The sequence below is a fragment of the Paenibacillus sp. WC2504 genome, from assembly GCF_052682475.1.
The window spans coordinates 4710473-4733356 of sequence record NZ_JBQZFH010000001.1 but is presented as its reverse complement, the minus strand read 5'-3'; the positions used below and the strand labels follow the sequence as shown (position 1 = coordinate 4733356).

Below are 22884 nucleotides of genomic sequence, written 5' to 3'. Positions count from 1 at the left end.
TGCGCACACCTTCAATTACATGAAAGAAGGGATGATCACATGCAGCCATGTCCGCTTTGCCAAGCAAATGAAAGCATTATTTTCCATACTTATGAAAAATTTACTTTAGTAATGTGCGAGTCCTGTCAGCTCATTTATCAGCTGCAAGTCGATAAAGTTGTGCCGGAGCAACTAATTAAGGATATATATGATCGGACATGGGTGGCGATGAGAGATATTTATGCCACGAATACATTTAAAGAGCATGCTTCTTTCAGCGTATTGCTGCTTGATATGTTTTTTAACAAAAAAGGGAAATTGCTTGAAGTTGGCTCTGGAACCGGAGAATTTCTATGGTTAGCCAGGGAAACAGGATGGCAAGTGCAAGGACTTGAGCCGTCAGCCGATGCGTGCGAATACGCGAAAGAGCGTTATGGGCTGGAACTCCGGAATGAGATATGGGATTCGAGTCTTTTTGAAAAGGAAGAAAAGTTTGATGCGATTGTTTTCTGGCATGTCCTAGAGCACATTCCGTCTCCAATTTCATTTATGAAGCAAGTACATTCTTTATTAGCACCGGGAGGGAGAGTGCTGTTCAGTGTGCCTAATCAACACTCGCTGACCAATGTGCTGCAAGGAGCTTCTTCACCGCTATTTATAGAAGAAGACCATCTGATTCATTATGCAAAAAAACATATAGAGCAGCTAACGGCCTTAGGTGGATTTGAGATCATCTCCTTATTTTCCAGAGAGGAGCCAACGAGGCTTGAGTATGATTTGCGCATCCATCCGATGGCGATTCCCGGTATGTCCGAGAAGGATAAGACGAGGATGATGGTTGGACTTCAGTCCAACTGGCACGGGCATGAAATCTTTTGCGTTGCGGGGGTGCACCATGAGTAAATTAACACTTTCCATGGTTGTAAAAAACGAAAGCCACCGCTATTTGCGCAAGGCATTACTCCAGCATCGCGACTGGATTGATGAAGCAGTCATCATTGATGACGGAAGTACCGACGATACTTCAGAGATTTGTGAAGAGCTTCTGTCCGGCATTCCTCTGCAGTTGATTCGCAATCCTGAATCGCGTTTTGCCAATGAGGTGCAGCTAAGAAAGCAGCAATGGGAAGCGACAGTGCAAACCAATCCGGAATGGATCCTGAATCTGGATGGAGATGAGCTCCTGGAGGATCAATTTGCCAATCAAGTGCGTGACTTGCTGAGTCACTGTGAACAGGATGCCATCTATTTTCGGCTGTATGATATGTGGAGCGAAACCAGTTATCGGGATGATGCTTATTGGAGTGCCCATCACTACTACCGTCCTTTCCTCATCCGGTATAAACCGGATTTTCCATATCTCTGGAAAGAGACGCCTCAGCACTGCGGCCGCTTCCCAGCCACGATCAACCATTTTTCCTATTTATGCCACACTGCCAGAATCAAGCACTTCGGATGGGCGAAACCGGAAGATAGGATCGAGAAATATGAGCGGTATATGCGACTTGATCCGAACGCCCAGTACGGCTGGAAAGAGCAGTATGATTCCATTCTAGATGAACATCCCAACCTTGTGACTTGGGAGGAATAGCCAATTGATAACGATTAGTTTATGCATGATTGTCAAAAATGAGGAGCAGTCCCTTCACCGCTGTCTTCACTCTGTAAGAGAAGTAGCGGATGAAATCATTATCATAGACACCGGTTCTACGGATAGGACCAAGGAGATAGCTTCCTCTTTTACGGAACTTATCTATGATTTGACATGGAATGATCATTTCGCTGAGGCCAGGAACTTTGCTTTTTCTAAAGCGACTAAGGACTATCTCTTATGGTTGGATGCGGATGACGAGTTTGAAGAAGCAGACCGGCTGAAATTCATAGCGCTTAAAGAGGACTTGGATCCTTCCGTTGACAGTGTGATGATGCCGTATCACTTAGCATTTGATGCCGATCATAACGTAACAACGAGCCTTAAACGCAACCGTTTAGTCAGGCGGGCAGCCGGGTTTCGTTGGGAAGGTCCCGTTCATGAAGTGCTGATTGTCAGCGGTAACGTAATTCAGTCGGATATTGCCGTTACCCATAAGAAGGATAAGGCGTATACCGACCGGAATTTGCGGATATATCAAAAACGCGAGTCTGCGAATGAATCCTTTTCCCCACGAGATCTGTACTACTATGCTAATGAGCTCAAAGATCATGGTCTTAATGACAAAGCTGTTACGTATTACGAACGCTTTCTTGCTACCAAACAGGGATGGCGTGAGGATTGTTTTGCCGCTTGCCTGAAGATGGGAGATTGTTACGGCAATCTGACGAATAGGCAGATGCAGCTGAGAACTTGGTTTAGAACCTTGCTTTACGGGAAGCCAAGAGCGGAGATGTGTTGTCGGGTGGGGAACTTTTTCTACGACGACAATCGGCTGGAACTTGCCATCTATTGGTTTCAGAAAGCAACATCGTTAGGAGAGCCAACCGACTATGCAGGTATGGTTGATCATGCGGCTTGGACGTGGATGCCGCACCTTCACCTCTGCTTGTGCTATGACCGAATGGGACAGAAGCAGAAAGCGGAGCTGCATAATGAGATCGCCTACGTCTACAATCCGACTCATCCGAGCATTTTGCATAATAAAATTTATTTTGCTAATCTCCGCCGAGAGGAGAAGGCACTTTGAGTCCTAAAAAACGTGTGCTGATTGGAAGCCCCATTCGCCAAATACCTGAAATTCTTACTCCTTTTCTCACTTCACTCGCCGAACTTGAGCGCAATAACTTAATCTTGAACTATTTATTCGTGGACGATAACGAGGCAAAAGCTTCACAGCAATTACTGCTTGATTTTCAAGCGAACTATGGTCGGACTGTCATTCATAATGAAGAGAAACATGCCGCAACCTATGAGAAGGATGAATTCACTCATTATTGGCCGGAGGATACGATTTGGAAAGTAGCCAAAATGAAGGATGCTATCCTTTCTTATGCTTTGGAAAAGAAATTCGATTATGTATTTCTGATTGACTCCGATCTCATTTTACACCCGCACACGCTTGAGCAGCTTGTGTCGGCGAACAAAGCGATTGTTGCCAACATTTTTTGGACGAAATGGCAGCCGGATACGATGGAAATGCCCCAAGTTTGGCTGAGCGACCAGTATACCCTGTACCACAAAAGCAGACAGGAATCTTTATCCGACGAGGAGTCGGCGAGGCGGACTTGGCAGTTCTTCGCTCAACTGAGAATACCGGGTATTTATGAGGTTGGCGGGCTTGGGGCGTGCACCTTGATCAGCCGCAAAGCCATTCAAGCCGGTGTACGGTTTGCCGAAATTCCCAATCTATCATTCTGGGGAGAAGACCGGCACTTTTGCATTCGCGCACGCGCTATGGGCTTCTCACTCTACGTGGACACCCATTACCCAGCCTATCATATTTATCGCAAGTCAGAATTGGCCGGTGTTGATGCCTATAAACAAGGCAGCAATGGGGTAAACGCCGATGAGCGCAAGATCACAATCAGTTTATGTCTCATTGTTAAAAATGAAGAAAACGCGCTTCCGATATGTCTCCATTCCGTTCGAGGGATTGCGAATGAAATCATTATTGTTGATACGGGCTCAACGGACAGAACAAAGGAAGTTGCTGCAAGGTATACTGATCGAATTTATGATTTTGAATGGGTGGATGACTTCGCCGCAGCCAGGAACTTTGCTTTTTCCCAAGCGACGCAGCAGTACATTCTATGGTTGGACGCTGATGATACGTTGACAGAGAAAGACCGGTTGCTATTTCTCGAGTTGATTCGGACGCTGGAGCCGGTTGTGGATCGCGTGACGATGAATTATAATCTTAGCTTTGATGAGAATCAGAATGTGACGTACAGTCTGCGCAGAAACCGGCTAGTTCGCCGAGATTGCCAGTTTCAATGGATTGGCGCTGTGCATGAATATTTAGCAGCAAGTGGATCTGTGATTCACAGTGAAATTGCAGTCACACACCGGAAAGATAAGCTGCATACGGATCGCAATTTACAAATATATCGAAAGAAACTTGCCGGAGGAGAGACGTTAAGTTTACGAGATCAATTTTATTATGCGAATGAATGCAGAGAACATGGCTATTATGAGGAAGCTGTGAACTATTATGAAGATTTTCTTCAATCGCCAGACGGTTGGTTGGAAGATAAAATTGCTGCTTCCCTTCATTTGGCAACCTGCTACAGCCATTTAGGTAAGAGAGATGAACAGCTTATGGCTTTGTTCAGGGCCTTTGAATTTGATACGCCTCGCGCAGATTGCTGCTGCCGAATCGGGTCTATTTTTCTGGGGGAGCAAGATTATTTGCAAGCGATCTATTGGTATGAGATCGCAACACAGTTTACCAAGCCAAAGGAATCGATGGGCTTTATGGATCACTCGTCCTGGACGTGGCTGCCGCATGTTCAGCTTTGTTTATGTTACGACCGGATCGGCAAGGTGGATAAGGCGAAATTTCATCATGATATCTCCTACTCCTACAATCCTACTCACCCTTCCGTTATCCATAACCAAAAATATTTTGAACAAATTGGAATTAACTAGTACTAAAATAAATGTTCGATAAAAGAAGTTTTCTGGTATATACATTAGCAACTTTAGGCTTCTCAAGGGCGTAGCTATTCCAGCGTCTGTGACATCACCTGCGGTTGCAACGACAGCTTATTTAGCAGATTTTATTACTACAGTTACTGCTGGATCAACCATTATTCTCCAAATGTTCGGATTGGTTGCGACGGTTGTCTTATCGCCTCCGGGAGCGACCATTAATATCATTCGTCTAAGCTGATCATGAGATAAAAGGACATCTTACTGTACTGTAAAAATCATAAATTGAACCTTTGCCATATTGCAGACACTTATAAAGTGGGATACACTGAGTCGATAGATGAGATCCATTTAGAAAGAATGAGTAAGGAGCGATACTCTTTTGAAGACACTTATTATTGCGGAAAAACCGGACATGGGGCGAAATATAGCCGCCGCAATAGAACCTAAAGCCAAAAATCTTAGGTCCTACCTGGAGGGTGAGCAGTACATTATCACCTGGGCGATCGGACACTTAATCGAGTTGGCTGAACCCGATCAATATGATGAGAAATATAAAAAATGGAACATAAGCCATCTGCCGATCATTCCTGATGAGTTTAAGCTGATTCCTAATCCGCGGACATATGATCAACTGAAGGTTATTGCTGAACTTGCGAAAAAGTGTGATCAACTCGTCAATGCCTGCGATGCCGGGCGAGAGGGGCAGCATATTTTCTCTTTGATTCAGCGGCACTTAGGGCTGAAGCAGCCGGTGAAGCGTCTCTGGATTTCGGACTTAACGTCGGAAACGATTCGCAATGGTTTTGCAACGTTGAAAGACGGATCCGAATATGAGAATCTGACCCGAGCCGCACGTTCCCGAAGTGAAGCCGATTGGTTAATCGGCATGAATGGCTCGCGTGCTTTTACAACAAAGCATAATGTCCTGCTTTCCGTAGGTCGCGTTCAAACGCCGGTCCTTGCGCTCATTTATGATCGTCAGAAACAAATTGAAGCCTTTTCCTCACTCAAGTTTTATGAGCTGGAGGGCTATTTCACACAAGGCGATACCACATACAGAGGCATGTGGCAGGGCGAACGCTTAACAGACCAACCGAAAGTGGAGGCATTAGCGGCCAAGGTGAAGGGGAAACCGGCACGCATTATTTCCTATGAATTAAAGGAAACGAAGGAATACCCCTTTAAATTGTATGATTTAACGCTGCTGCAGCGCGAGGCGAATGGGAAATACGCTTTTTCGGCCAAGAAAACGCTCGATACCGCGCAGTCTCTTTATGAGAAACATAAGGTCATTTCGTATCCCAGAACGAATTCCAACTATGTCACGGAGCAAAATATTCCGGAAATGCATAAGTCCTTATCGGCTTTGCAGGGTACCGCGTATCATGACCTTGTGCAGGGAGCTAACCGCAATCTGGTGCACAAAAACAATAAAAATATTTGCAACCCGTCCAAGGTGGAAGATCATCACGCGATTCTGCCGACGAATCGTAAGGCATCTGGACTCACGCCGGATGAGCAGAAATTGTACGATTTGATCGTGAGACGTTTCCTATCGCAATTTTATCCGCCTGCCGAATATAAGGTTCACACGGTGATGACCGAGGTCGAACAAGAGATGTTCAAGACGACGGTGAAAGAACTTCTCCATTTGGGCTGGAAGGTCATTTATGCCGATCAGAAAAAAGAAAAGCCCAAAAGCTCCAAAGGCAAAGAGAAGGAAGAGGAAGAGGACGAAGAGGTTGAAGTCAGCGAACCTTTCTCCATCGATGCGCAAGGTCAAGTTGTTTGCAGCGATGCCGTCGTCAAAGAGAAAGATACTCAGCCGCCAAAGCATTTCAACGAAGGTACACTGCTTAAAGCGATGGAAAGCGCAGGCAAGCAAATTGAGGACGAAGAGCTTCGCGATGCGATGAAAGATTCCGGGCTCGGGACGCCGGCAACACGCGCAGCAACGATTGAACGGTTGAAGAAGGTAGGCTATATCGACATGCAGGGCAAAAAGATTGTCCTTACCCAGAAGGGCAGAATGGCCGTCGAATTAATTCGCGGTGCCGGCATCGAGCTGCTTACATCTCCCGAAATGACGGGCCAATGGGAGCGCAGGCTGAATGAGATCTCCCGCGGCACAGCGTCGGACGAGCAGTTTATGCACAATGTCAAAAGGTTTGCGACCTTAATCGTCGACAAAGTACGCGTACAGCCTAGAGCTTCCAAAACAGCCTTCGAAGGTGAAACGCCTGCTCCAGCGGGGAATAAGAGAGGATCTGCGACACGTGCGAAGTCATCTGCCCCTTCAGGCAGCGCCAAGGCGAAAACAGCATCCAAGAAATCGGCGGATACCAGCAGCAGCCCTTCAGATGGTGCCAACTCATTCTTGGCCGCTTGTCCACGACCAGGTTGCGGAGGCTCTCTTTTTATGGGCCGCAAAGGGTATGGGTGCTCTCATTATAAGGAAGGCTGCAAGTTTGTCATTTGGAAGGAAAGTTTTGGCCGGAATTTGACCGATACACAGGTGCAAGCACTTGTTCAAAAAGGGAAAACGACGAAACTAAAGCTTGTGCTTCCAGATGGAACAGCCACAGACGGACGTATTGTACTGAAAAATATCGATACGGGAGAGCTCGGAACGGAAACAGAGTAATGGGGGATCAAAAAAGTGTTTGATTTAACGAACGATTGGGCTAAGGTAGTAGGCTCTGAATTTGAAGAGCCTTATTTCCAAGCATTATGTGAGTTTCTGAATGATGAATTCCGAGACAATACCATCTATCCCGAACAAGATGAAGTTTTGAATGCTTTGCATTTAACCTCCTACGAAGCTACGAAAGTTGTCATATTGGGACAAGATCCTTATCACGGAAGAGGCCAAGCGCATGGCCTCAGTTTTTCCGTTAAACCGGGCATCACACCACCGCCGTCCTTACAAAATATGTACAAAGAATTGCAGTCCGATCTGGGCTGCTTTATTCCCAATAACGGTTATTTAGTGAAATGGGCCGAGCAAGGCGTACTTCTCCTAAATACGGTGTTAACCGTTCGCGAAGACACACCTAATTCCCATAAAGGGAAGGGATGGGAGCGTTTTACAGACAAAGTGATTGAGGCACTGAATACACGGGAGCAGCCAGTTATTTTTGTCCTATGGGGAAGTCATGCCCAAGCCAAGGAGCGGCTCATTCATACAAATCGGCACTTTATTCTAAAATCTGTTCATCCGAGTCCGCTTTCTTCTTATCGCGGATTTTTTGGCAGCAAGCCATTTTCGCAGGTTAATAAGCTTCTTAAGGAGCTACGGAGTCAGGAAATTAATTGGCAAATCCCCAATTTATGAGGGATAATGAAGACGTAGCCGTTACATTGAAAAAAATGCGAGGGAGAGAAGTCAATGAAATTTCAAGACTTTACTTATGTAAGACCCGAATTTAGTACATTTGAAGCGGCGTTTAAAGAGCTTTTAGAACAGTTTAAGCAAGCAGCTTCTTTTGAGGAGCAGGACCAAGCGATGGAAGCTATCGTAAAGCTTCGGAGTGAGCAAGAGTCTATGGAATCTATTGCACGAATTCGGCACACCGTGGATACGACGGATGAATTTTATAAAGCGGAACAAGAATATTTAGATGAAATTGAACCTTTATATCAAGGCTCAATCACAGAATTCTACAAAGCGTTGATCGGTTCGTCCTATCGTGCTGAACTGGAAGCCAAATGGGGTAAACAATTATTCAGAATTGCATCCTTATCGCTCAAAACCTTCTCGCCGGAAATCGTTGAAGACCTCGTCCAAGAAAATAAACTGGCCAGCGAATATTCCAAGCTGCTTGCTTCGGCGAAGTTGGTTTATGCAGGAGAAGAACGAAATTTATCACAGCTGATCCCTTTTCAATTATCAACAGACCGAAATGTTCGCAAAGAATCGAATGATGTAAAATATAACTTTTTTATCGAAAATGAAGAGAAGTTGGATGACCTCTATGATCAGCTGGTAAAGGTTCGTACGACAATTGCTAAGAAGCTTGGTTACAGCAATTTTGTAGAATTGGCTTATGCGCGCATGAACCGCTCCGATTATAATGCCAAGGATGTGGAAGCATTCCGCAATCAAGTATTGGAGCATATTGTACCTGCTGCTACGAAATTGAAGGAACGGCAGAAAGCTAGAATCGGCGTAGATGCCCTTCATTACTACGATGATAAGTTCGGCTTCCCGTCAGGAAATGCGACACCCAAAGGGAATGCCGATTGGATTGTCGAGCAAGCACAGAAGATGTATGCGGAGTTGTCGCCGGAAACGAATGAATTTTTCACGTTTATGATCGAAAATGGTTTGATGGATCTGGTGGCTAAGAAGGGGAAACGAGTTGGGGGCTATTGCTCTTATATTAGTACATACCAAGCACCATTTATTTTCTCTAATTTTAACGGTACATCAGGAGATATCGATGTCTTAACACATGAAGTTGGCCATGCCTTCCAAGGTTATAGCTCCAGAGAGTTCCAAGTGCCTGAATATGTTTTTCCAACTTTGGAGGCTTGTGAAATCCATTCTATGAGCATGGAGTTTCTCGCTTGGCCTTGGATGTCGCTATTTTTCGAAGAAGAAACGGATAAATATAAATTTAAACATTTGAGCGAATCGTTGTTGTTTATTCCTTATGGCGTAGCGGTTGATGAATTCCAACACCGCATTTATGAGCAGCCGGAGCTGACGCCAGCGGAACGCAAACTCGTTTGGCGCGAGATTGAACGGAAATATTTACCACATCGTGTTTACGAGGATAACGACTTTTTGGAAAGAGGAGGCTTCTGGCAGCAGCAGCCGCACATTTACAAAAGCCCGTTCTACTACATCGACTACACGCTCGCGCAGGTATGTGCATTTCAGTTCTGGAAACGGGCTAATGAAAATCCGGAGCAAGCCTGGGAAGATTATTTAAGATTATGTCAGCAAGGAGGAAGCCAAAGCTTCACGGAACTTGTTCAAGTTGCGAACTTGATCTCGCCTTTCCATGATGGCTGCGTAGCTTCTGTAATCGGCCAAATTGAGAATTGGTTGGACCAAGTCGACGATTTGAACCTTTAAAGCATTGGCTTCACATACGTTATTTCCAGACCGCTGTCACAATCTTTCCCGGTTTCGTAAGAGCGGTTGCCTAGAACGGCAGTAAAGGCTTGCAGGTCGTCAGACGAACCTCTAAGTAAAACTTGAATTGCCGCTTGGAGGACGATTTCGCCATCTGCCATAGCTATATTCCATAAGTCCCAGATGCTATGCGTATAGGTCTCTTCAAGCGATGTCGGACAGTTCCAAACGGTGTGGGCTTCGTTTAAATAGTCAAGCGGAGCCACACGTTTTTTATAAACCAGCGGCGAAATTTTACCGAGGGTTAATAACCTCTTGATTCCTTTAGGATCGTGAAAAAGACGCTGCGCTTTTATCATATCGAAGTATGCATCGTTCCAATCTTTCTCCGTTATGTTCGTAGTCATGTCCGGGTAGTTGTTAGCCGTTGCTTGGATTAGAGCAGGTACAACGCCAAGCGGCAGCTTTTCACCCACATAAATTTCTTTCCAAACCGGTGTTTTCCATGTCTGAATTCCACGTTTGTGTTTGACGATAAGTGTATCCATAATGATTTCAAATCGTTGGTGATCCCATTTTTTGAAACCTGATTTATAGAAAACATATGGATGCATGTTACGGTCTAAAATATGATGCGTGATGAATCCAAGCACATAAACAACAGCCGGATTATACAGACCGCGGCCTTGCACCTGACGTAGTAAATTCACCAGGAAGGGACCGCAATTTTTCGTATGCATTAGACTTCCTAATTGATTTAGTGTTTTATCCTTTTTCCAAGGCAAGAAATGATGATAGAACAAGAAATCCGGCCCTTGACAGCCAAGGGAGAAAACTTGTCTCATTTGTCTGTCATTCAGCATTTGATCATGACCCAGTTGCTCCATCAATTCTTGGCCGAATATGAGATGAGTCCAGATGTTTGGCAAGTTGTGATTCCTCCTTCGTGCTACTCGTTAAAATATAGTGAGACCCTTTTACATTCTAGCATAACAATTACGCTCAAGGTCACATATTGCGAACTATTTATGTTCCAACGACTTCTAAAGAAGGAATAATATGCAAGTTGTCGAATTCAAAAAACGATCGGTACTGAAAGTCATCCAATGCATATCTATGATAGGAGATAACGTATGAATAGGGTCAATAATCCGCAGGATCGTTCAAACCGTGCAGATCCTGACAATATTCAGGGTTTGCTTTCGAGCACAGAGCCGTCTTTTGCCGCAGTTTTCGAATTCACCACGATGGGTATCGCCATTATTTCGCTGAACGGGTTATGGATAAGAGTAAATACTAGTTTATGTACCTTAACCGGATATGCGGAGGAAGAGTTAATAAATAGGGAACTACATGCGATATTTTCACAGGATGAAGCCGAGGAATTAGAAGCTTATTTCGAGCAAATGCTCTCTGGAGATACAAGCTTCTATCAACTTGAGAAAAAATTGATTCGCAAAGATGGGAGCATCGCTTGGGTGGAATTCAGGATCTCTTTAATGAGGGATTCACAGAATGAGCCGTTTTATTATATGTCCCAAATCAATTATCTTTCACAGAAAACGGAAATGGAACGAAAGCTTGCAGAGAGTGAGCAGAGGTACAAATCATTAATCGAGCATAATCCTGCCGGAATTCTCACTTGTGATCTCAAAGGGACGATTAGAAGTCTTAATCCCGCCATGGAAAGGATTTTGGGGTACACGGAGCGAGAAATGGTAGGTCAATCCATTAACCACCTATGGAAGCAGGAACATCAAGCCAATAATTGGATCGATAGCATCGTTTCTAAGTCCGATAATTACATGCTTCGAGTTAAACATAAAAACGGTGAGCAGATTGAGTTAGGCTTGAAAAACGTGCCCATCATCGTTGATGGCATGAATGAAGGGATTTATGTGATTGCCAGAGACATTACCCAGCATAACAAAGATCGCGAATCCTTGCGAGTTGCTCAACAAGATCTACACGATACTGTGCGCAGACAGCAAGGCATGACGATGAAGTTCAGGCAAATGCAAGGGAAGTTCATTCATACGCTTTGCGACGGCGAACTTCTCTATCGATTGGGATTCCAACCTTCTAATATTCTAGGCAATCATCTCTATGAGATTTGGCCTTATTCTATGGCTGTTAATATGGATTCGTTTTATCGCAGGGCGTGGAACGGTGAGGAAAATGTCATGTATGAAGCGACTTTTCGTGGCATTACTTACTTAACTTCCTTGCGACCGATTTTTGAAAATGGCCGCGTCGTCGAAGTTATCGGATCCTGTGTGGATATTACGGAACGAAAACGCATGGAAACTGAGCTTAGAGAGACCAAGGATCTTCTTGAATCGTTCATCAACAATACGACAGATGCCATTTGTGTGCTTGACTTACGTGCTAGAGTTATTTCTGTCAATGGGGCTTACGAGCAAATATTTGGTTGGCACCAAGATGAATTGTTGAATAAGCCGCTGCCGATTTACCCTGATTTCTTGGAGGAACAGCGCAAAGAAATCTATGACATGCTGAAGGCTGGCAAGCAGATTTCAGGGCTTGAGACCGTCAGACTGCGGAAGGATGGACAGCTTGTACATGTGAGCGTGACGAAAACGCCGATCAAAAATGAAAAAGGCGAGATTATAGGCTTTGCCGGCATCTCAAGGGACATAACAGAACGCAATCGAACGGAGGAATTGTTACGTAAATCGGATAAGCTATCTGTCGCAGGACAATTAGCCGCAGGGTTAGCACACGAAATTAGAAACCCCCTTACTTCACTTCGCGGCTTCTTGCAGCTGCTGCAGAATGATGTAAAGGGGAAGCAGCACTATTTTGACATCATGCTCTCCGAATTAGATCGAATCAATTTTATTGTCAGTGAATTTCTTGTGATTGCTAAGCCGGAGGCGATTCATTACAAAAAAAGCGATCTGAAGGATATTCTTCAATCGGTTACTGCACTACTCGAGACGCAGGCTGTGTTATGCGATGTAGAGCTTGTCTTGGAGTTTGAAACGGAGAGCACACAGCTTGTTTGTTCAGAAATGCATTTGAAGCAATTGTTCATTAATTTGGTTAAAAATGCGATGGAAGCCATTGCGAAGGATGGGCAAATCAAACTGACGGTGTCCCTGCAAGGTGATGAATGGATCAGGGTTCGGACAGAAGACAACGGCTGTGGCATTCCGGATGATCGATTAAAGCAATTAGGGGAACCATTTTACACGACGAAGGAAAAGGGGACAGGTCTCGGGTTGATGATGTGTTTTAAAATTGTCGAGGCTCATAAAGGGACAATGACCATCCAGAGCCATTTAGGAGAAGGAACGGTCATTGATGTGTGTTTACCTACGTTGACAAGTGGACAAAACATCATGGAATGGAACTGAATTCGCGTGAAAAAACCGTCTTTCCACTTATGGAGAAGGGCGGTTTTTTTCGTAAGTTAGAAACTGATGCTGAATTCATTGGATTCACGGGAATACCATTTTGAAATCGATGCGTCTTGCTCATTGTGGATTCTCACTTCATCAGGCGTATATTTGACAATAATCCCTGAGCTGACTTGATAATAAACGCCTAAAGGATCTAACGACCAAACGTAGACAGGTGTTTTGGTCAAGGCTGCAATAAAAAGCTCTATATCTGTATCCAGTAGTTTGGTTCCGTAAATCATCGACACACCTCTGTCTTATTTTTTTATGAACTTGCACTTATTATTAGTGACAGTATGAACAATTAAACAATCACGAAAACATAAGAACATTTTTTGTGGTGGTCCACAAATGGACGATATCGAGAGATGAAGGTAAAAATAATGTTTGCAGGACTTTGAATTCCTTGTATAATAGGAAAGCTTTGCGAAAATTGACAATAGGTAAATTATGATTGGGTAGAAGGAGAAAGGGGTCAATGGCTGTGATTGTGGTTGGGGGAATGATCGGTCTCGGTAAAACATCAGTATCCACTTTGCTTGGAAAAGAGCTGAATTCAAGTGTTTTCTATGAAAGTGTAGATGATAATCCGATTCTGCCGCTGTTTTACACGTCATCTCCGGAAGAGATTGAGAAGAAGCGTTATCCGTTTCTGCTTCAACTGCACTTCCTGAATACAAGATTTAAGGCGATTAAACAAGCATTGGTACATAATCGAAATGTACTTGATAGAAGCATCTACGAAGATTGGTACTTTGCAAAAGTGAATAGGGAGCTTGGACGAATCTCTCAACTGGAATTCGATGTCTACGAAGGGCTTGCTGACAATATGATGTCTGAACTTGCAGAGCTGCCCAAGAAGGCACCTGATCTGATGGTCTATCTCAAAGCATCCTTTGATACCGTGATGCACCGTATCGGATTAAGAGGACGCAGCTTCGAGCAAGATCAATCCTTGGTTGACTACTATCGACAGCTTTGGTCGGGGTATGATGACTGGGTGATGAATCATTATCACGCTTCTGAAGTGTTAATCGTAGATATGGACCAAGTCGATGTTGTGAACCGTCCAGGGGATGCGCAAGAATTGGTGAATCGCGTACGAGCTAAACTTTCCGAATTAGCGATTGTTTAATAATGAAGACCCCCTCTAACCAGAGGGGGTCTTTCGAATTATATACAAGGTTGAACGGTTTGAAAAAGATAGCATATTGCCCCGTGCAGTTGCATATACATATCGAATATTGACGGTGTCTCGCTTTATTTGTCGGAAAATACAAGAAGGCTGCGCAAAAAATTCATAAAGGAATGGTGATGAATTTGTTATTTATCGTATGTTATAACGGGAAACCTATGTGCCCTCCACTGCCGAAATTGGCTGCCTCTGAAAAAATGCAAAAACTAAGCCTTTTTTTCTCCAACTTAGAACTGATTGAAGTGAAGCAAGAAAAAGTTGCCAATTGATTACTAAATGACAATTCATATGCATGATCGTAATACTCCTTACTCTTTGGATTAAGGAGTATTTCTCTTTCTTGGAATATGATAAAGTAGATGGAAATGACTGGATTTGGGAGGGTGGCATGGAGTCTGTTGCACCTGGCAAGAAAGCGATTATTATTGGGGCAGGCATTGGCGGCCTCACTACAGCCTTATTTCTACAAGAAATCGGATGGGAAGCAGTTATTTATGAGAAAAAGGAAACACGAACTGAATTCGGAGCAGGGATCGTCATCGCCGCGAATGCATTGGAAGTCTTGACTGATCTTGGAGTCGCCGATAAGGTGAAGCAGGCAGGTGCCAAAGTTGGCCAGGCAGATATTCGCACTTGGGATGGCAAAGCCATCACATCCGTTCCGGTAGCCAAACAAGCAGCCCGTTATGGAACGTATAGCTATCTTATTCATCGTGCGAGACTGCAGGCTATTTTGGCAGAGTCTCTGAGGGATGAAACCATGCTGCATGATCGGAAAAAGATGATCTCATTTGAACAAAATGAGCAGGGTGTCAGCGTTCGGTTTGAGGATGGAACGGAAGACCACGCAGATATTTTGATCGGTGCAGACGGGCTGCATTCTGATGTTGTGAGGCTCTTGTTTGGGGCAGGTACGCTGACGTATTCGGGATTTACGGCTTTTCGTGGTGTAGCTGCTTATGTAGACCCTGCATACACATTAGAGGTTGGCGGAGGTTTTGAAGCTTGGGGCAGCGGCCGGCGATTTGGATTTTCACAGTTGGGTGAAGGTCAAATCTATTGGTTTGTTGCGATTAATGCCCCTGAAGGTCAAGAAGTGCGGATAAAAAAAGAACACGTCCTTCAGCAATTAAGTGGCTGGCATCCTCCAATTGAAGAGGTGGTAATGTCGACAGACGAACAAGCGATTCTTAAACATGATATTTATGATCGAGAGCCGCTTTCTTCCTGGAGCAAGGGCAGAGTGGTCCTGCTTGGGGATGCGGCGCACCCGATGCTGCCGAATTTGGGGCAGGGCGGAGCACAGGCGATGGAGGATGCTTATGTCCTTGCAAAGTGTCTGAAAGAAGCCGCAGATGTATCGTTTGCCAGTATCAGAAGTGCTTACGTGTCCTATGAAGCGATTAGAATCCCGCGAGCTAATCGCGTTGTGCGGCAGTCGAGACGCATGGGCCGAATGGTACAAATGAAGAACCCGATGACGATAAAATTGCGTAATTTATTGCTGAGTTTATTTCCAGATTCATTCAAAATAAAGCAGCTGCATTGGTTGCTTGGCTATCGCATGTCCGATTGGGATCGTAAGGAATGGCTGAAATGCTACGATTAGAAAATATAACAATGGGAGGACACTGATGAAAATACTGATTCTTGGCGGTACTAAGTTTCTTGGACGAGCCCTGACGGAAGCGGCAATAGCGCATGGGCATGAAGTTACCTTGTTTCATCGCGGCTTGCATGATGCCAATGCCTTTCCAAACGTTCAGCATATTATTGGCGATCGGAATATCGATTTAGATCTCCTGCAAGATCGTGATTGGGACGCGGTGATTGATACCAGCGGGTATGAACCTGAGTCTGTCTTAGCAGCGGCTAAGCAGCTAAAGAATCAAGTGAAACACTACACGTTCATCTCTACGATTTCCGTTTACGATGATCTGAAAAAACTGAATGTTAATGAATCAGCACCTGTTGCAAAACTGACGGATCAGATGGATCCTGGTCAGAAATACGGTGCAAAGAAAGCCCTTTGCGAACTAGCCGTGCAGCAAGAATTCCCCAACCATACGCTTGTTATTCGTCCTGGTCTCATTGTCGGACCCCACGATGTGTCCGATCGTTTTACGTATTGGCCAGCTCGTTTTCACCGTGGGGGTGAGGTGCTAGTGCCTTTGCCGAAAGAACGGAAACTGCAATTTATTGATGTGCGTGACTTGTCAGCTTGGATTATTCGTCTAGTGGAGCAAGAGAATGTAGGCACGCTGCATGCGAGCGGAAGTGATTATACAATGGAGGAGGTTGTTCAAGCTTGTACGCAAACTGCTGAGCGTGAAGTTATCTGTACGTGGGTGCCGGAAGAGTTCCTAGTAGCACATGGGGTCGGTGAATGGATGGAACTGCCGCTTTGGATTCAAAGCGATAGTCTGGTCGGGATGTTCTCCTTGGATAATACGAAGGCTTTTGCAAACGGTTTGACAACACGACCATTGATTGAAATTGTTCGAAATACGTTGGCATGGGATCAAAATCGTTCTATGACTGTGACCCGTGCAGCCGGAATGGACCCTGCCCGTGAGGTGGAACTCTTGCGGATATGGTCGGAAAATATTTTTTGAATTGTGTGAAAATCAATAGAATAGATGGAAAAGTCCGAATATAATGGAATAGTATACTTTGAGAAAAGAGGTGCTGTCCATGTACGATTCCACGGATATTCAAAGTAATAAAGGAATGGCTATTATTGCTTATATCTTGTTTTTCGTTCCACTGATTGCTGCTAAAGATTCGAAGTTCGCTATGTATCACGCGAATCAAGGACTAACGTTATTCCTCTGCTGCGTCATCGTGAACGTGGTTTTGGGAATCATTCCGTTAATCGGTTGGATTCTGCTGCCGCTAGCCAACCTGGCACTTTTCATCTTCGCCATCCTAGGCATAGTTGCAGCCGCTCAAGGTCAAGTCAAACCGCTGCCGGTAATCGGCGCATACACGCTATTAAAGTAGTTTGACGTACATAATGGAAAGCAGGTTGCCTTTTGGGGGCAGCCTGCTTTTTAATTTTAGAACGTTCAGAAGGGAAATAGCTAGTTAATCGCCATTCAAAGCTCTGTTATTAGTTCAGCAATCCGCGCATTGGGATTATCATGAAACAGCCCACCGTGATAACAAATGACGGTTTCAATGTCATAGTTAGCAAATCTCTTAACCGATTGCTTCGCCAACTCATAGTCATAGCAATAAGCAGGAATTGGACCCATCAACTGTCCGTCCGCAACAACCAACGCATCCGCAGCAATCAATGTTTTACTTGGTATGTGATAAAAGCTTAAATGCCCTGGCGTATGGCCCGGAGTCAAAATGACTTGAAGCCCACCGGCGATCGTAAGCACCTGGTCATCTTCCAAGATGCCATGGACTTGGCCTTTAGGGGGATTTTCTAAATTCGTTCGAAAAGCTTTCCGCCACTCGGGTGAAACATCCGCAGGCAAACTCGCGACAGCGCGCTCAATGGCTTCCGGCGTGATTTTAATCAACATTTTCTCGCCTTCGATATAAGGTTTTTCAAGTTGGCTGGCAAGTACAGTTAGTTTGCCTGGCATTTCAGATAAAAATGTAGGCAAGCTCCCGATATGGTCAATGTCCTGATGAGAGATCACAATCGTTTTTAAATGTTCAAGTGGGACAGAGGCGTGTTCGAATGCTTTACAAATAAGAGGGTAGTTCCCAGGGTAACCGGTATCGATGAGTACCGCACCGTCGTTATCGCTCAATAGGATAGGATAAATAACGTTTGTATGTCCCATGATGAGAACTTCCAGCTCCAACATATGAATTCCGTTTGCGATTTGCATCTTAATCCCTCCAAAGTGATAGTAAAGAATGAAACTATCATACCTACAGAGGTTCGTAAAAGTCAATAAAATATTTAATTATAACACATATTAAACTAAATGTAAATAGTTAATTCTGTGAAGTTCTAATTTTTATTTTTGTCCAAAATTTGATCAACGTGTGAATAAAATATGAACATTTTTTTATTTTTTGTGTTATAATAACTATATTAGATTTTTACTTCTGAGTTTGGAGTGATGATGATGGCTGTTAAAACAGTAACCGTAAGTAATGAACGCAGTGAACGTGATGTGGTGCCATTAGTGAAGTTAATGACAATCGCGGCATGGGCTTTGCTTGGCATAGGGTTAGTATTAAGCTTATTGAGTTTGGATCATTTCAGTGATCGCAATGCTACGTTAATGATTGGAATCGGATTCATGGTAGGTAGTGTGTTCGTTTATGTGATTCGCACAGCGATTCATCTGGTTCATTCACGTGCCGTGTCGAAGGACGAATGAGACAAAAATCATGAATAAGTTTAGCCTTTCAGGTGAATAACTTGAAGGGCTTTTTTGATTTTCATGGATTTTCATACTTTTACATAATAGTCAACAAACGTTGTGTGACATTTGTTTTACAGTAAAACGTCGATCCTTTGACGTATTTGTTAAGTCCTGCTAGCGCCTGTGTACTTTTAAATGCAATTTGTTATCTTAGTATTAGATAAAAAAGCGCATGTTAATAAATACTGAGAAACAGCACTTTGTAGATTGTGGATTAGGAGGTTAGTTGGATGAAGAAGAGAAAACTCGTACAAGCACTGCTGCCTTTGATGATGATTGCCATCGTCGTGTTATTGGCAGGCTGCAGCAATCAAGCAATGGTATTGGATCCGAAAGGGCCGATTGCTGAGACGCAAAAAGATTTGATGTACATCTCCACGGTTATGTGTTTGGTCATTCTTGTTCCGGTTTTGGCACTAACGGCATGGATTGTATGGCGGTATCGGGATCGAGAAGGAAGTAAAGCTTCTTATAAACCGAACTGGGCACACAATACAACGCTAGAAGCTGTATGGTGGTCAATACCGATTATCATGATTGCGGCACTCGCTGTAATCACCGTTAAATATACGTACGCTTTGGAGCCATCCAAACCGATTAAGTCGGAGAAAGCTCCGATTACGATCCAAGTGACATCGCTGGATTGGAAATGGCTGTTCACTTATCCGGAGTTAGGGATTGGCACACTAAACTATGTGCAAATTCCTGAGGATACACCGATTAAGTTTGAACTGACCTCCGATGCTCCGATGAACTCATTCTGGGTTCCGCAATTAGGCGGTCAGATTTATACGATGTCAGGAATGGCAATGACCTTGTACTTGCAGGCGGATGAGATTGGTCATTATTTCGGAACGGGAGCTAATTTCAGCGGATCCCATTTCGCCGATATGACATTCGACGTGAATGCGACGTCCCAAGCGGATTTCGATGCCTTTGTTGCAAAAACCAAACAATCGCCAACCAAACTTACGATGGAAAGATATGAAGAACTGGCGAAGCCTGGTCAATTAAAAGAAGTTCAGTATTTCTCCGCTATTCCAGATGGACTATTCCAGAAGGTAGTAACGAAATATACGAATGGTCAATCCGTTCACAGTGGTCATGGCGCTTCTGAAACCAATCACGATGCGATGAAAACTTCATCGACGTCAGAGAAAAGTGAAGCGAAAGACCATAAGCAAATGGATCATAGCCAAATGAATAGTTCAAAATGATAGAACGAAGTTTTTACGAAAGGAAGTCATGCTCATGTTGGATCGTATTAAAGAGTTCGCATCAGAGTTTTTCGTAACGGGCGACCCGCTTATTCTGGGCGCTCAGGTAAGTATCGGGCTCTCGATGATTGCTATGGTTTTCGTACTGACTTATTTCAGGAAATGGGGCTGGCTCTGGCGGGAGTGGTTAACAAGCGTTGACCATAAACGGATCGGAATCATGTACATCATTTGTTCCATCCTTATGCTTTTCCGCGGCGGCGTTGACGCGCTTTTGATGCGTGTACAGCTCGCAGTGCCAAATATGCAGTTTCTACAAGCCGATCACTATAACGCAATTTTCACAACGCATGGTGTTATTATGATTTTGTTCATGGCGATGCCGCTCATGTTCGGTTTATTTAATATCGTTGTTCCTCTACAAATTGGAGCGAGGGACGTTGCTTATCCTTTCTTGAACTCACTCAGTTTCTGGTTGTTCTTCTGGGGAGCGATGTTGTTCAACGTATCGTTCGTCATCGGTGGATCACCGGATGCAGGATGGCTTAGCTATCCGCCGCTTTCCGAGCTTTCCCACAGCCCGGGCGTCGGACAGAACTTCTATATTTGGGGGATTCAAATCTCAGGTATCGGTAGTTTGGCTACAGGGATTAACTTTATCGTAACGATTATCAAAATGCGTGCGCCAGGCATGACTCTGATGAAAATGCCGATGTTTACTTGGTCCGTATTTTCCAGCTGCGTCACCATTATCTTTGCTTTCCCAATTCTAACGGTAACTCTAGCGTTGTTGTTCCTGGATCGTTTCTTCGGCGCACATTTCTTCACCTTGGATGGCGGCGGAAATCCGATGATGTACATCAACTTGATTTGGATGTGGGGACATCCTGAGGTTTACATTGTTGTCCTTCCAGCTTTCGGGATTTTCTCGGAAATTGTTGCAACGTTCTCCAAGAAGAAATTGTTTGGTTACAAATCCATGGTTTTCGCTATGTTCATCATTAGCTTATTGTCCTTCTTCACATGGGCGCATCACTTCTTTACGATGGGCTCAGGCGCGGATGTAAATGCGTTCTTCGCACTTACGACGATGCTGATTGCGATTCCTACCGGGGTCAAAGTGTTTAACTGGTTATTCACCATGTTCAGAGGGAAAATTCGTTTCTCGACGCCGATGATGTGGACGATTGCGTTCATACCGTGTTTCGTCGTAGGGGGTATGACAGGGGTCCTGCTTTCTGTGGCACCTGCTGACTTCCAATTCCATAACAGTTACTTCCTGATCGCGCATTTCCATCAAGTTTTAATTGGCGGTGTAGCTTTCGGATACTTCGCAGGCTTGTACTACTGGTGGCCGAAAATGTTCGGCTTCAAACTCAACGAGCACTTAGGCAAATGGGCTTTCTGGCTGTGGAACATTGGCTTCTATGTTTGTTTCATGCCGCAATATTTCTTAGGCTTAGATGGTATGACTCGCCGTACGTATACGTACGACTTCGATATGGGCTGGGGACCGCTCAACTTGGTATCCACCATCGGCGGTTTCTTGATGGGGATCGGGTTCCTTTTCCAAGTATGGCAGATTGCGCACTCCATTAAGTTCAGAGAGCCGGATGTAACTGGAGATCCGTGGGATGGACGTACGCTTGAGTGGTCGATTCCTTCACCGGCGCCAATTTACAACTTTGCTGTGCTTCCACAAGTGTCTACGATCGATGCATGGTGGGAGACAAAGCAGAAGCAAGGTACCCAAGCTAAAGCAGCAGCAGCGGCACCAGTCGTTTATGAACCGATTCATATGCCAAAAAATTCAGCTATTCCATTCTTGAAGTCTGCATTTTGGTTCTTAGCAGGATTTGGTTTCGTATGGGATTGGATGTGGCTCACGATTCCAGCGCTGATCGGTGTCGGAATTTGTATGATAGCTCGTTCATTTACTTATGACACGGACTACTACATTCCGGTAGACGAAATTAAACGTACAGAAGCCGCATTGAAAGGAGCGAAAGTCTAATGGCACATGCAGCCGCGAACGGTGGGCAACACGCTCATGCACACGACCATGAACATGATCACGAATCGCTCAAGACCTTCGGATTCTGGATTTTTCTAATCACGGATGTCATTTTATTCGGATCTTTATTCGCCACATATATGGTTCTTCATCAGAATACAAATGGGGGACCTACACCGGAAGAGCTTTTCAAAATGCCGGGTATCATAGCTGAGACATTCATTTTGCTTACGAGCTCCTTCACTAGCGGTTTAGCGGTGTTAGGTATGAACAAGGGCAACATGAAGCAGTTGATCGGCTGGCTAATTGTTACCGTGATTCTAGGGGCTTCCTTCGTCGGGCTTGAGGTATCGGAATTCGTTACCATGGTGAATCACGAGGGAGCATCCATTAGTACAAGTGCTTTCTTGTCCGGTTTCTTTGCACTCGTAGGGACGCACGGGCTTCACGTTTCAGTGGGATTGATCTGGATGATCGGGTTAATCCTGCAGCTTAGACGCAGAGGCATTACAGCTGTGACCAAGCGCAAAGTGGAAATTATTTCTCTGTACTGGCATTTCCTTGATGTCGTTTGGATCTTTGTCTTCACAATCGTTTATTTGATGGGGGTGATGTAAGATGAGCGGGCACCAACACCATACAGGAACTCACGATAACCATGCACACGGGTCGTTAAAATCTTATATCATCGGCTTCGCGCTCTCCATCATCTTAACCATCATTCCGCTGGCTGTTGTTATGAACCACATGATGAGTAAGACTGGAGCACTGGTTTTGATTCTCATCATGGCTATTCTGCAATTTGCCGTACAATTGTTCTTCTTCATGCATGTGAAGGAAGGCGAGAATGCGCGTTGGAATATTATGACGCTGATTTTTGGTCTCATTATTCTCGTGACCATCGTTGGCGGTTCCATTTGGATCATGACCTACAACCAAGTGGCGCATTAATACAAAGGTTAAAAGGAAAAGACGCTCTAAACCGC

General features: G+C 44.5%; 21 protein-coding genes. 18 read left to right on the top strand and 3 right to left on the bottom strand.

Annotated features, from left to right (window positions below; all coding sequences use genetic code 11):
* The first annotated feature begins 111 nt into the window (after positions 1-111).
* The 8 genes from ACUN27_RS21385 to ACUN27_RS21350 all read left to right on the top strand — a co-directional run bounded on the left by ACUN27_RS21385 (position 112) and on the right by ACUN27_RS21350 (position 9650).
* On the top strand, positions 112-882 hold the full coding sequence (locus ACUN27_RS21385) for a class I SAM-dependent methyltransferase (RefSeq protein ID WP_445559569.1): 771 nt from the start codon (positions 112-114) through the stop codon (positions 880-882).
* The gene (locus tag ACUN27_RS21380) at positions 875-1570 is read left to right on the top strand and encodes a glycosyltransferase (protein ID WP_445559568.1); all 696 of its coding nucleotides are present in this window, start codon (positions 875-877) and stop codon (positions 1568-1570) included. The genes ACUN27_RS21385 and ACUN27_RS21380 overlap by 8 nt, the downstream gene beginning before the upstream one ends.
* Positions 1571-1574: 4 nt before the next feature.
* Positions 1575-2660 carry a glycosyltransferase gene (locus ACUN27_RS21375; protein ID WP_445559567.1) on the top strand — a complete coding sequence of 362 codons (1086 nt, stop codon included), beginning with the start codon at positions 1575-1577 and terminating at the stop codon, positions 2658-2660.
* The gene (locus ACUN27_RS21370; RefSeq protein ID WP_445559566.1) at positions 2657-4561 is read left to right on the top strand and encodes a glycosyltransferase; all 1905 of its coding nucleotides are present in this window, start codon (positions 2657-2659) and stop codon (positions 4559-4561) included. The genes ACUN27_RS21375 and ACUN27_RS21370 overlap by 4 nt, the downstream gene beginning before the upstream one ends.
* Positions 4562-4598: 37 nt before the next feature.
* A complete protein-coding gene (locus ACUN27_RS21365) occupies positions 4599-4805 on the top strand; it encodes a BclA C-terminal domain-containing protein (protein ID WP_445560654.1) in 207 nt (68 codons plus the stop codon).
* Between the two features lie 141 nt (positions 4806-4946).
* Positions 4947-7211, top strand: coding sequence for a DNA topoisomerase 3 (locus tag ACUN27_RS21360; RefSeq protein WP_445559565.1), 2265 nt, complete (start codon positions 4947-4949; stop codon positions 7209-7211).
* A 6-nt stretch (positions 7212-7217) separates the two neighbouring features.
* Complete coding sequence (locus tag ACUN27_RS21355; protein ID WP_445560653.1) at positions 7218-7901, top strand: uracil-DNA glycosylase; 684 nt, start codon at positions 7218-7220, stop codon at positions 7899-7901.
* A gap of 54 nt (positions 7902-7955) precedes the next feature.
* Positions 7956-9650, top strand: coding sequence for a M3 family oligoendopeptidase (locus ACUN27_RS21350; RefSeq protein WP_315949687.1), 1695 nt, complete (start codon positions 7956-7958; stop codon positions 9648-9650).
* Here the strand turns inward: ACUN27_RS21350 and ACUN27_RS21345 are convergent.
* Positions 9647-10579: a zinc dependent phospholipase C family protein gene (locus tag ACUN27_RS21345; protein WP_445559564.1), complete on the bottom strand. Its 933-nt coding sequence runs from the start codon at positions 10577-10579 to the stop codon at positions 9647-9649. The genes ACUN27_RS21350 and ACUN27_RS21345 overlap by 4 nt on opposite strands.
* Positions 10580-10783: 204 nt before the next feature.
* On the opposite strand from ACUN27_RS21345, the gene ACUN27_RS21340 reads away from it, so the two are divergent.
* Positions 10784-13030 (top strand): PAS domain S-box protein, encoded by a 2247-nt coding sequence (locus ACUN27_RS21340; protein WP_445559563.1) that lies wholly within the window; start codon positions 10784-10786, stop codon positions 13028-13030.
* A 56-nt stretch (positions 13031-13086) separates the two neighbouring features.
* Here ACUN27_RS21340 and ACUN27_RS21335 read toward each other — a convergent pair whose 3' ends face one another.
* Positions 13087-13317 carry a hypothetical protein gene (locus ACUN27_RS21335; protein ID WP_127456477.1) on the bottom strand — a complete coding sequence of 77 codons (231 nt, stop codon included), beginning with the start codon at positions 13315-13317 and terminating at the stop codon, positions 13087-13089.
* A 236-nt stretch (positions 13318-13553) separates the two neighbouring features.
* Here ACUN27_RS21335 and ACUN27_RS21330 point away from each other — a divergent pair, with 236 nt between their 5' ends.
* The 4 genes from ACUN27_RS21330 (at position 13554) to ACUN27_RS21315 (ending at position 17273) form a co-directional block, all read left to right on the top strand.
* On the top strand, positions 13554-14210 hold the full coding sequence (locus ACUN27_RS21330) for a deoxynucleoside kinase (RefSeq protein ID WP_315949690.1): 657 nt from the start codon (positions 13554-13556) through the stop codon (positions 14208-14210).
* 400 nt (positions 14211-14610) lie between these two features.
* Entirely contained in the window at positions 14611-15879 is a 1269-nt protein-coding gene (locus tag ACUN27_RS21325) for an FAD-dependent monooxygenase (protein ID WP_445559562.1), read from the top strand.
* Between the two features lie 25 nt (positions 15880-15904).
* The gene (locus ACUN27_RS21320) at positions 15905-16885 is read left to right on the top strand and encodes an NAD-dependent epimerase/dehydratase family protein (protein ID WP_445559561.1); all 981 of its coding nucleotides are present in this window, start codon (positions 15905-15907) and stop codon (positions 16883-16885) included.
* A 79-nt stretch (positions 16886-16964) separates the two neighbouring features.
* Entirely contained in the window at positions 16965-17273 is a 309-nt protein-coding gene (locus ACUN27_RS21315) for a DUF4870 domain-containing protein (protein WP_315949693.1), read from the top strand.
* 95 nt (positions 17274-17368) lie between these two features.
* Here the strand turns inward: ACUN27_RS21315 and ACUN27_RS21310 are convergent, their stop codons facing one another.
* The gene (locus ACUN27_RS21310) at positions 17369-18121 is read right to left on the bottom strand and encodes an MBL fold metallo-hydrolase (protein WP_326060686.1); all 753 of its coding nucleotides are present in this window, start codon (positions 18119-18121) and stop codon (positions 17369-17371) included.
* Between the two features lie 243 nt (positions 18122-18364).
* On the opposite strand from ACUN27_RS21310, the gene ACUN27_RS21305 reads away from it, so the two are divergent.
* From ACUN27_RS21305 to cyoD, 5 genes are all read left to right on the top strand, one after another.
* Positions 18365-18622 (top strand): hypothetical protein, encoded by a 258-nt coding sequence (locus tag ACUN27_RS21305; protein ID WP_157326613.1) that lies wholly within the window; start codon positions 18365-18367, stop codon positions 18620-18622.
* A gap of 275 nt (positions 18623-18897) precedes the next feature.
* Positions 18898-19884, top strand: coding sequence for a ubiquinol oxidase subunit II (gene cyoA, locus ACUN27_RS21300; protein ID WP_315949695.1), 987 nt, complete (start codon positions 18898-18900; stop codon positions 19882-19884).
* Between the two features lie 34 nt (positions 19885-19918).
* Positions 19919-21898 (top strand): cbb3-type cytochrome c oxidase subunit I, encoded by a 1980-nt coding sequence (locus ACUN27_RS21295; RefSeq protein ID WP_445559560.1) that lies wholly within the window; start codon positions 19919-19921, stop codon positions 21896-21898.
* Positions 21898-22515, top strand: a complete 618-nt coding sequence (cyoC, locus tag ACUN27_RS21290; protein WP_315949697.1) for a cytochrome o ubiquinol oxidase subunit III — start codon at positions 21898-21900, stop codon at positions 22513-22515. The genes ACUN27_RS21295 and cyoC overlap by 1 nt, the downstream gene beginning before the upstream one ends.
* A 1-nt stretch (position 22516) precedes the next feature.
* Entirely contained in the window at positions 22517-22849 is a 333-nt protein-coding gene (gene cyoD / locus ACUN27_RS21285) for a cytochrome o ubiquinol oxidase subunit IV (protein WP_315949699.1), read from the top strand.
* Positions 22850-22884: the final 35 nt, after the last annotated feature.